The 12,912-nt window shown below is 42.8% G+C and carries 3 protein-coding genes; all 3 read left to right on the top strand.

Annotated features, from left to right (window positions below; all coding sequences use genetic code 11):
• The first annotated feature begins 163 nt into the window (after positions 1–163).
• The 3 genes from AM279_RS01065 to AM279_RS01075 are packed head-to-tail and all read left to right on the top strand — an operon-like array spanning position 164 to position 12,838.
• The gene (locus AM279_RS01065) at positions 164–6,166 is read left to right on the top strand and encodes a hypothetical protein (RefSeq protein ID WP_054405829.1); all 6,003 of its coding nucleotides are present in this window, start codon (positions 164–166) and stop codon (positions 6,164–6,166) included.
• A gap of 12 nt (positions 6,167–6,178) precedes the next feature.
• A complete protein-coding gene (locus AM279_RS01070) occupies positions 6,179–11,977 on the top strand; it encodes a hypothetical protein (RefSeq protein ID WP_054405830.1) in 5,799 nt (1,932 codons plus the stop codon).
• Between the two features lie 15 nt (positions 11,978–11,992).
• Positions 11,993–12,838 carry a hypothetical protein gene (locus tag AM279_RS01075; protein WP_054405831.1) on the top strand — a complete coding sequence of 282 codons (846 nt, stop codon included), beginning with the start codon at positions 11,993–11,995 and terminating at the stop codon, positions 12,836–12,838.
• The last annotated feature ends 74 nt before the right edge of the window (positions 12,839–12,912 follow it).

Below are 12,912 nucleotides of genomic sequence, written 5' to 3' on the forward strand. Positions count from 1 at the left end.
ACTAGTTAGCGATGTAAACAGTGTTTTTTCCGATTCCAATTTTCAAGTTGATTCAACCGCAAATGCAGATGCGATAGCTCAAGCAATTAAAGACAATCCTAACCTTCCTTCAGTCACTGAGGTCATATTCGCGGTATATATAGACTCAATAGACGTGAGTGATATGAAGAGTAAAATAAAGAAGTTTTTTGGTTTATTAGTACCCGATGGCATTGAAGATTTTATTAGGGAAATATTAGTTCCAAAAATAAAGGCGTCTCTTACATTACGTGCAGGCCTTCAGTTTCCGAGGGAATACCTCCAACCGGTTTATGGTCCTAATGGAGAAAACCCATTTGGCAACCCAGACCCTTCACAGGCGTTAAATGTTATACCTGCTACAGACGCCGAAGGCAACCCGAAAGTTACACTGCTATTTGCCGAAGCTAACTTTTATGCAGATACCGAGCAGGGCCTAGGCTATGCCGTTGAATTTGTTATTGAAACAAATACCTATGCCCAAATTGGTAATACGGGTATCATAATCTATCTTGATAACCTTAAACTTGATTTAAGTAAAACCACCAATATACCTGAGGCTGATGCCGATGGAAGGCCTTCGGATTTTATTGGCATATATGCCGAAGAGCTTGATGTAATACTCCCTAAAAAATGGTTTAGTAACATCCAGGAAAACACTACACTACAAATTGCGGCTAAAAAACTTTTGGTTGGCACAGGAGGTTTCTCGGGCACCATTGCACTCGAAACCATTGTAGGCGGTAATCCGCCCGGAGAGGATGATATCTTATGGTTTAATATTGGCGGAGAGAATGGTTTTAGGGCTGGATTCACCAGTTTTGATATCAATTTCCATCAAAGTAAGGTTACATCATCATCTGTAAAAGGAGCCCTTGAAATCAAAAAATTTGTATATCCTGATAACCACTCACAAGCCAATCAACAAGTTGTAATAGGCATTGAAGGTGTAATTGAAGATGATGGAGGATTCAGGCTTACGGGGTCAGTACAAGACTATCCTATTACTTTTCCGGGAGTTTTTAATTACACCCTTAAAACGGTTGAATTAGGCCGCGATGACGATGATAGCCCTTTCTATATAGGCACTTCGGGTACTTTAGAGTTTTTGGGTATATTAGGCAGTATCCTGCACATAGGACCTATCGAAATCCAGTCGTTAAAAATTTACAGTGATGGCTCAATGGAATTTTCAGGAGGCTCAATAAATCTTGTCGAGCCTATTCCACTACCACTTGGCCCTGTTGATATAACTGTAACCGCAATACACTACGGTTCGCATCAAAAAGAAGTTAACGGGCAAATGCGCAAGTTCAGCTATTTTGGATTTGACGGAGGCCTAAAGGTAGACCCATTCGGCGTAGAGATACGTGGCGATGGTGTTAAGTATTACTTCTGTACCGATGATCTCCCAAACAGGCCTTCCTCTTACCTCCATATTCAAACCCTTTATCTCGACCTTACTATCCCGATGAATGAGCCGGTGGCCATAATCAACGGGCGTTTAACAATACCTGAACCCGGTGTTTCAAAAGAATACATAGGCAGTGTAAGTTTTCAGCTTCCTGATGCTAATATTGCAGGAAGTGCCAATATGAAACTTGCGCCAAGCCATCCTGCTTTTTTGGTTGAGACAGCTGTTGATTTCCCGGCTCCAATACCCATGGGGGCTGTTACGCTATACGGTTTTAACGGCCTGTTAGGCTACCGTTACGTCGCCGATAAACAAGCTATAGGCCTTACGGCAGATAGCACATGGTATGACTATTATAAAAAGCCGCCAAGGGGTATTAATTATGAAAAGTTTGCAGGGCCAGACCAGACATCAGGATATACAGACCCGTTTTCAATAGGCGCGGGGGTATCAATGGGTACCACTTTTGATAACGGTACGGTACTGAATATAAAGGCTATGTTATTGTTGTCTATACCAACACTGTTTATGCTTGATGGCAGGGCAGCGGTACTGGCGGCACGCCTTAAGCTTGACAGCCCTCAGGATCCGCCGTTCTTTGCATTTGCAGCGGTAGGGCAAAATTCTATGGAACTGGGCTTTGGTGCCGACTATAAACTACCCAAAGACAACGGGCAGATATTTAATATGTATGCCAGTGTACAGGCAGCCTTTTTCTTTAATGATTCATCTAAGTGGTATGTAAACTTTGGTACTAAAACCACACCTTCTACTGCCGAAATCCTTAAGCTTATCAATATCAAGAGCTATCTTATGTTATCGGCCAAAGGAATCGAGGCCGGGGCAAGGGGCGATTTTGACTTTAAGCGTAAATATGGCCCGGTTAAGGTACACGCATGGGCATATATTGAAGTAGGCGGCAAAATTAGTTTTGAGCGGCCTCAGTTTGGAGCATATCTTGATGCAGGCGTAGGAGCCGATATTAATGTGAGGGTTTTTGAAATACATGCCTCACTCCAGATACTTTTTGCTGTTGAAGCAGCAAAACCGTACCTTATTTACGGCAAAGCCCGCATTAAAATAAGGATACGTGTGCTGTTCTTTAAATTCTCTTTTGATAAGCAGGTAGAAATTCTTTGGGAGAAAAGCAAACAGGTTGACCGCACCCCTGTTAACCCACTTATCAGTGCAGCTAACCAGGACCGCATACCACAACTGGTTAAAGGCGTTAATATGCTTACCAGCGAAACCTTTGACCTGGCCTATCTATCGGGTGGTATACCGGGTAACCTGCCTGCCGCGGTTTTAGAAAAAGTAATTCCGCTTGATACTTATATAGATATAAAAACCGAAAAAGGGCTTTTGCCCGAAGCAATTGGCAACCTTATAGGTGGGGTTAACGGAGCGCCAAATAATTATACCGACCTTATACCGCCAGATAAGATTGTAAAAGGCAAGGAGCTGCGACAGGTAAAACACCAATATGCCATTACCGCTTTGTCAATTAAATCATGGAGGCCGGCATCTCAGGGAGTATCTGCCGGATGGATAGATTACCATCCGTATGCAGCATTGTATCCAAATGATAGCCAGATAAGCAGTTATAAAGTAGGCCAGTTTCAAAAGAACGGCAACCAGTATAATACAGTACGCCTGCTGGCAACCACCCCTTTTTCATATACTGAGCAGGGGCAGCCCGGCTGGTTTATACCTGAACAGTACGGGCTTACCCCGGGTTCAATTTTCTGCGAGGCCGAAGCACTATTGCCGGTTTGCGCTAATTTCCTGAATAAGCCGCTCGGGCAGCAATATTACCATATAGATAACAACAGCCTTTTCTATGCCAATACGGCTTCATTCCTTTTACTTAATGCAGATGAAGGTGAAACGGCTGAGGTTACAGATTATACCAATGTTTTCAATTTTGCCCAGTCCTTGGCATTTAAAAACAGGACACCGCTGCAAATTATGCTTGCAGAGCCTTCAGTTTATGCATCGCTGCGCCTTACCAGCGATAGCCAGGGGGTACGCATTAAATACTACGCACCCCTTATTAATGATTCGGCATTAGAGGTTCAATACGGCCACCCTGACCCATCAGCAGTAAACCAGTCGCTTCCATTTACGGTTACCGTATCAGTTCAGGAACTGGGATTACCTGTGGTTTACAATCATCCGGGCTGGAGGGCTATTACTAAAATAGTTATAGAGCCACTTTATCCTAACCCGTTACTGGTGGGCAGCCTTAATGCACAAATTGCCCAGATAAACAACCAAAACGACCTTATAGCAGTGGGGCTTGCAACGGGCCAGCCGCAATCGCCGCAACAGCAGCAATCAGAATTAAATACGGTTAACAGCCAGCAAGGCCAGATAGCCACTGTAAGCTACCTTTACAACAGTGCCACCAACCAGTACGCGGTTAACAACGGGCAAAGCCTGAACTGGACAACCAGTTGGGATTTGGTAAACAAGCAAAAAATACCAACAAATCCTATTGGCTTTAACCTTACAGGTAATACACTGCAGGTACAAAGTAATTTCCAGGTGCTGGGAGTCCGTTTCCTGCCTGAGCGGGCATCAATAGGCTACCTGACTGATAATATTGGCAGGAATGTAACTATAAAATTTGACCGTATACAGGACTACCTGAACAATCAGGGGCATGTAGAGGTAGAGGTAGGGCTGTTTGATGACAGTGGCCTGTGCAACCCGGATAATACCTTGTGCACATTTTCAACCAAGCAGGTTTATGCTTTCCAGCGCTATGTTAACCCTGATATGATACAGGAAGGGCAACTGCCGGATATGATTGAAAATGTGGAATACCTGCTTGAAGACTTTTTAAGCTTTGCCCAGAGTTTCCCCCAATACAACCTGGTAAATGAAATGAGTGAAGAAATTCAGTCCCTTGAGGCGTTTATAGATGACCCGGACTTCCTGAATTATGTGGCTGCCTATGCTGCAACAATGGCTATTGTGAACCATATCATTAAAAAAGGGGGATGTAATTGCAAAGGAGATGACCTAGAAATTCTTTACGATGAAATAGCGGAGATACTGGATAACCATTTTCCGGATGCAGGCCAGCTGGGTAACGTAAACAGCCAGGTAACCTATGCACAGCAGGTTATTACATTACTTAATGATTTTAATACCGCTAATCCGGGTTATAATATACTTACTAACCTGAGTGGCGAGATTGCTATAGTAAACAATTTTATCAATAACCCTAACACAGGTACTTATGCCGGTGCAGCTGAAGCCATAGCCGAGATACTTACGTTTATTAATAATTTAGGAGGCAATGCCTTTGACAGGATACCTAACACCACATTACTGCATTCTGTATGCTGGATGTCTCTTGAAGCCTATGAATATAATGAAAATATACCCGGAATGGCCGCTGTAGAGGCAGATGCACAGGCTGCAATTAACGGTATTACCCAGTACATACAGCCTATATGGAGGCCCGATACCTCTTATCTGGTAAACTTTACCCTGAAAGATTCTGTTGATAATGGCGCCGGAGAAGGAGTATTTAACTTTACTTACGGCTTTACAACACAGGGCCCTGTAGGATACAATGCCTTTAATAATGAAGCTCTTACAACGCTAAGCCATTATATAGATTACCAGCGTTCTTATCCTAATGCCGATGGTAACCTGTTAAGCGCCAAGCCTTTGTTTTATGATACTGATAATGCAGAACTGTTCCTGTTCTGGACAAAACCGTATGCTACACATTTCTTCCATAACTGGCAATTGTACAACGGTAAGCCTGCACTTAACGGCAGGATAAAAGTTGTCATAAAGGACCCGGCCGAAGCAGATGATATTGTTAACCCTCCATATCTTGATTATGATGAGGACGATATTACAACAACACACATACCACAAACAGTAGAAGCGTGGGAGGACGATTTAAACCCGCTTATGCCATTTGTATTGCAGCAATGGATTAACCTGTACAACTCTAACGACTGTATAATTGTTGGTGCAGAACCTATAAGGCCGGCTTCAAAATACATTAGTATAGCGCTTAAAAACCTGAAGCCCAATAAACTTTATACGGCCATGGTAAACAACCTGTTTGACAGGAATTCGGCCGGAGGTTTTGACCCGGTTTTAGAAACAAAAGAGGTGCATAAGTATGTGTTTAAAACATCACGATATGCCAATTTCTATGAGCAGGTACACAGTTTTTTACTCTTTGACGGGGCAGGTGAAGATGCAGTAACGCGTGAAGCTATATTTAATACTGATGTACCATTAGATAGTAATGCTGCCTCAAATGCATTATACACTATTACAGGTATAGCTAATACGGCTGACCAGTTGATAACAAAGTACCAGCATGCCTATGACCGCATATTTGAAGGAATCTTTAAAATGAATCCACTTGACGAAGCCATTTCTACAGAGCTGAATATCATAAGGAATAGTAATTCGGGAGGCTCAAAAGTTGCACTTATCATCCGTAACCCGGAGCCTTTTAACATTCCTAAAATACCAATAGATCAAATAGCGGATACTATTGTGGTAATAAGCAATGGGGTGCCCGATGCAAATTATAAAGTCCTGCATTCTAAAGATTATTCACAGGCTATCATTATGCACACCTCCCAAGTAATACCATCAGGATTGTTAACACTACGTTTCACTTATAAATTATGGAATGGTTTTGCTTACCAGGTAAACAATACTCAAACTATAACCATCAATCTACCATAAATCCTCATCCGTATGCCTTATTTAAACCGATATAACAAGACAGAACAAACTTCATTTCAGGAATCTAAAGTAATAGGAAATGCGCGATATGCTGTTGGCGCAGTAGGTAATGATGGTTTAGTTACAAAACTGGCCGCAGACGGCAGCATTATCTGGGAACGCCATATAAAGATAAGTAATACTACCAACCTGGTATTTAATCAGGTATCGGCCACAGATACAGACGACATTATTGTATTGGGCACTTCAGATACCACCCGGTACTCTTTAACAAGGTTAAAAGCTACCGGAGATGTGGTGTGGACGCAATTGTATTCTGTAGCGGGAAGTACTACAGTGCCCCGATTTTTTATAAGGATGACCACCGGGCGTTACTTTTTGGTATTCCAACAGTCTAACAGTATTGCCATTGCCGCTATTGACGACAGTACAGGTGCAATTTTAAACCAGCGCAGGATTGATTTTTCTGTAAATGGCATTTTTACCGCGCTTGAAGGTGTTGCCACAAACGGCTCCCGCCTTATGCTTTATGGAACACAGGTATTTATTGAGCTCGATGCCTCTTTTAACCTTATAAACAGGGTAAAGGTATCTTCGCGCCCCGGCACTAATTTCAGGAAAGTAGAATATGACGGAAATAATGCCATTATATATGGTTTTTCAGATACATACTACATTGCAAGGTTTGCAATACCTACAAATCCCGTAAATGTTAACATTCCGTGCAAACTTTTAACCGGTATTGGTGATTTTACCAATAATGGTACAAATATTTACCTGCATACTCACATATCTGGCATACACAGGGTGTACAAGCTTACGCCGTCAAACCTGGCGGCTACCTATACCAAACGTTTTGATACTACTGCCAATCTTTTCCTTGAATCGGCTACAGGCACAGATATTTACCTGAGGGGTAGTGGTGCAGACAGCTTTTTAGGCAGGGTAGATACAAACCTAACCAGCTGTAAAACAGTAAATGAAGCAACGGCACAGCTGACTGACAAAGCATTGACATTTTATTCTGACTTTAATGCAACTATTACCAATGCAGCGCTTATAACCCCTAGTAACGCTACGGCTCAGTACGGCCCTTTAAATTCGGTTATCGAACAGCTATGCCCTTTTGGTGTTTCTGTATCAGGTAACATAAAAATACAGTCGCCACACCTTTACCTGCAGGCAGCCGGCTCACCGGGTACCGATAGTACAAAAGGGGTTCACTTGCGCTGGCTGTTTAAGAATGCACTGGCCAACCACCTGCCCAAAGCAAATTATGCAGTTGCAGGTGTAAACTTTAACAAAGCGAATGACTATGTTAAGGTTTACAGGACACCGTACATTGAAAATAAAGTAATATTAGGCTTTAGTTCAGCACCAGGGGTTGTAAACGATAGCGCTGCTTACTGGATATATGCTGTGGGTACAAAAATGTTCTATATCAGGTTTATCAATATTTCATTTTATGCACAGGTACGGGCAACTATAAACCCAACTGCTAATGCACAGGGGTTTGTGAATTCCTATTCACAATTAGGTGGCATTATTGAAATAGAGAACCAAAATGAGCTGGCATTTGCGGTAACACCACGTTTTAACAGCGCACCGTCATCAAACATTAAGATAGAGTTACTCTCAGTAGAAGAAAATACCGTATCGGCCCCTAAATATGCTACACTCCGTAAAACATATGCATATACTGCGGTACACGGGGTAAAACGCTTTAGCGAAAATATAAGGAGTGTAAGGCTGCGTTGTGCAGGTACCTACCCGATACAGCTTGAATTTGAATATTATTCTAATTTTATAGCTACGGCAAATGCAGCAACGGCCTGGAGCCCACTTGGTGATTTTGCGCTTACACTTGATGATGACGCTGCTTTTTTAAGATTAGAACCACAATATGATACAGTAAACGGTAAGTGGCTGAGGTATAATGACAGTGCATATGTAAATGCCGAAAACTACAAAACCCGATGGAATACTGCCGCCGAAATAGAAGAGCGTATCAAGCCCTGCGTTCAGGCGTTTATAACCCTTACCAATAACGCTAACAACCCGGAGGCTATTGAGGTTTTTGATTACCCATCGGTTGAAGGGGTAGAGCCGGATACAGAGGAAGCCTCAACCTTTGAGATTTCAAACCTTTTTGTGCTCCAGGCCGCCTCAATGGATTTTCACATAGCCAGGATGCTGGGGCTTGGTACCCTTGATACGGTTCAAAATGTATATACGGGCCAGTATGTATACATGGCAGAGTATGTAACCATTGCCAACCTTCAGGACGGGCAGCCTACAGCTGAGGTAAAGCACCTTTATTGTTCCCTGCCCACTGCACTTACAGACCAAAGGCTGCCAATTCCGGTTGAACTAAAGGTTCCGGTTCCGGGAATATTTAATGATAATTATAATGAAGGCCCGTCAAGCCTTACAGATGCAGGTGGTTATTCGCCGGATGGCAAAACACGCTTTATAACACTATTCAATAAACCATTGCCTGATGAAGCACAAAATGCTTCGTTTTTTTATAAAGAGGATGAATTTGTATCGTCAGATTTTACAATCCCGGTTTACGGAGGTATAGAATACAAAAGGACAGCGGACGCATTGTGGCGAAAACCTGAGCTTCCTTTTAGCCTTACCTACCTGAACATTGACAATACCGTTACAGATCCTTTCCAGAAAAGCGAAACCAGGTCTATCCTGTTACCGGATGATGGTTATCCGCTTTTTATACACCGCGAAAAACAAGGCGGCTGGCATACATACGGCTCTTATGGGGTTAACTGGTTTAGCCGGGCGGCATCAAGTAGTGTTACCCACAATATTGAAACCATTATTATACCGGCTAATGAACTACAGCCGCCTACTAACGTTAACGCCGTGCTTGTGCAGGAAGAACTGCCATTGCTGCTTACCAGTGCCGTTGAACAGGATATGCTGGGTGACATAACAGGAACAGATAAAACCCTTGCCCGGGTGAGTTTTGATTACAACCATGCCCAGGAACTTATTGTTTACAAGCAGAAAATTGGCAATGAACTGGTATCGGGTTATGCAGAGTTTCCTGATAATGAAGAACCTTTTGCCGATGAGCTTGAGCTGTTTTTCAGGAACACGGTACCCCATCCTGTTTCGGGCAAAATCAGCGTTGTGCAAAATGATGCAGACCCACTGCTGGCTGTTCTTACAACTGCACCTTATGTGCTGACAAGTACTGCTACCAATGAAAATGATATAGCCAATACCAGCCAGTCAGTAACACCACAAATACCTGCGGGTAAAGAAGGAAACTACATAGGTGCTGTTTTGCAGGCCGATGGTAACGAATACATTATCCAGGCCGTTAATAATACAGGGACTTACCCACAGTTTACAGTATTTAAAAGGGCATTAGATGGCACTCTGGTTAACGAATCTACTACTGTTGTGCCGGAGGGCCTGCAGTCGCCGGAAACCGGAAGCCTTTTTCTTGTGGTGGAAAATATGCAAAACCCACTTTCGTGGAATAACAGTATCAATACCAATCCGCTACAGCTCAGGGTTGCCATAAACCACACTACGGTTCACAGGGAAACCATTGTGGTTGCTAATGTAGAAGGTGTGTTAGAAACCTACCTCCATAAATTTAGGGGTATATATAGAGATGCTGTAATTACAAAGGTAATTGAGCAGGTAGAAGAGTACCTGCCCGGCCAGCAGGCCCCCGTGTTGGTAAACAAGCATAACGGCCTGTATGAAATTACATTTACAGGTTATACACTGCCACAACACACCCAGTTTGCAGAGGAAGATGATTCGGTAGAGTTTGCAAAAGGCGTTGTAAGGATACATACATTTGGTAATGCTACCGCCCCCCGTAAAGAGCTTCAGGTAGTAAGGGCCGTAAATATTGGGGTTACCGGGGCAGCGCTTAAAATTTATGCCAGCGACCCAACCTTTCCTGCCACTTCGGCTGAACTTGCAACGTATGACGGTAAATTAATGGCTGATGCGGCCACTACCGTCAACCAAAAGGTAAATTACTACCCAGGCTACAAGGTGTATCTGTATGCAAATGCAACACATGGTTTTACCGAAACTAACCTTTTGCCGGGGGAAGACCAGGATGTAAAATATTCTGTATTTGGTTTAAGGAGCCATGATTTTGCACTCAATTATTTCTCACCGCTTTCGGTACCGGCATTAATGTATGCCAAGAAAATACAATTGCCCCAGCAGCCGCAGCTGCCTAGCGGAGGCTTGTATGCCACACGGCCTGATTTTTTTGGTAAGGCAACATATACTTTTACCACTAAGTTTATGCAAAAGCCATATTCTGTGCAATTTGGCCGTGCCAGCGATATCCAGATTATAACTACGCTTTATGATAGTGTTACACCCGCTTTTGGCATGCCCTCAACGGTGCGTTACATTATGGACGATATTTTTAAAAATGGCAGTGAACCATTCTACGTAGACCGATGGATGAACCTGTTGGGCTTTACTTACTCTAATGGTAATTTTAACACATATGAGGGAGTAGCGTTGCCTATGCCAAACAGCCAGCGGTTTATAGAAGCCATAAATGATTTTATTGATGGACATAACAACTATTATCCAAGTGAGCCCGATGTGCAGGATATCACTACAATAACGGCGCTTAACCAGGTTATCATTCCTCAAACACCCTTGCACGGGCAGCTGACTGTAACTGATTTTATCAAGCAGGCAGTATGGAACTGTTTTGTGCCGTTAACCGAAATACCGGTTATTTACCAACACATTAAAGATAATAATTATACACCACAGCCAAAAAAACAGGTTGTAAGAGACCGTAACGGTAACCTGCTTAGCCCGTCTCATCCTGATTTTGATATGGCACCTATGATGAAGGTAGCCTCGGCATCAGAATATAGGATACAATTCACAGATTTTGGCCTCGATGGTGCCTCCAGCGCCCGCTACTTTTATGCAGCCAAAGAGATAAACCTGCAAATGAGAACCAGTATTTATAGCCCTATATTAGGCCCTATAAGCATGGTTAACAGCAGTGCACCCCCTTCACCGGATATTGTAAAAGTACTTTCAGTACTCGAAAACAGGCAGTTGGGCACTTTACCGGCTATTCAGTTTACCATAAACGCTTACCCGCAGGCACAGGGAATAGTAAAGATTAATGTTTACCGTACCCTGCAAAAGGCAGATGCCCTTTCAGTGCGCACCATGCCTCTTGTAAAAGAAATTGAAATTGATGGGGATATGGCTGACGCACGGGTGTGGACTATTTATGATGATTTTGACGACCTTCCATTTGTACCCTTTGGTGATACACTGTATTACCGCCTGACCGTTTCGAGGGAAATAAAGTATACTACCCCATCAGGAAGCCTTGTAACAGACTATGCGCCTTCAAGCACATCTGAACTGATGGTAACCAATGTGGTTAATAATGCTATGCCCGAATCTCCGGTACTGTCTTATTATTCAGAACCTGAAAATAACGGCCAGCTGAATAGTGTGATACTCTCATGGGAAGCAACGGTGTATAACGGAAAATATCATGTGTATAAAATGAACACCCAAGGCAATTGGGTTAAGTTACAGGAAGTTGTTTCTAATGCGGAAATACTTTACTTACCTGTAGGTAATTTAACGATTGAAGATGCTAATGGCAGCCAAATATACCACCATTACAAAGTATTGGCGGAAAACTATTCGGGAATGATAAGCACAAATGAAAACATGCTGACTATTTACCAGGCTGATACATGGCAGGGTATAGGCGGGATAGGAGATATGATTATAGAAGGCACTTTTATAGTAAGATAAAAAAATAATAATACTATGGCAACGCAAAACAGGACAACGTTAAAAACATATTTTAATACGGGAGACAGGCCCACGCAAGCACAGTTTGTAGATTTAATAGACAGCGCAGTAACTGTAAACGAAGATAAGGCTACTACGTTAGAAGCCCAAACCGGCTCAATAGATAACAAATACATGACACCGCAAAAGGTAAGTCAGGCCATTGCACAATTGTCTCCGATAAAAACAGTAAACAGTAAAACACCAAGTTCGGGCAACGTTGCGTTAGCCATTGCTGATATCCCCAGCCTGCAAACAACACTCAATGGCAAACAGGCAACACTTACAAGCGGTACTACCATTAAAACCATAAATGGGGCCACAATTCTGGGGTCAGGTAACATTGCATTGCCCACGCTTCCTATTATAGTAAGGACTTCAGCAGATATAACCTCCAGCTCAGCAACAAGGGCTACAATTACAGGCTTTACATTTGCCGCAGCTGTGGGCAAGCGCTATATGATCGAAATCTTGGGAGATTACAGTAGTAGCAGTACTACTGTAGGAGCCAGCCTGGGTTTTTTACTTGCATCACCTGCCACAGGCGCTATAAGGGGGTATGTAGAGCTGCAAACATCAACGGTAGGCTCTGAAAAAAAACTTATAAACACAGTTAATACTACTGCGTCAACCGTTAATAGTTTTATGACATCATCCGGAGTCGAAACAGCCGGTACACGGTATTTTATAAATGCAAAAGTATTCTTTGACTGTAGCACAGCGGGAAACTTTAGTGTGCAGTGGGGAGCAGAAACTACCCAAACTGGAGTTAGTGTAATTTTGAGAAGCGGGACTACTCTTGTAATAACTACCCTGAATTAGAAATATATTTTGGTAAGAAGTCTTGTTTTCTTGGTAAAAGAAATAATAGAACAATAAACGGGGAAGTGAATCTC

This window comes from Flavobacterium akiainvivens, from assembly GCF_001278115.1.
Taxonomy (GTDB): Bacteria; Bacteroidota; Bacteroidia; order Flavobacteriales; family Flavobacteriaceae; genus Flavobacterium; species Flavobacterium akiainvivens.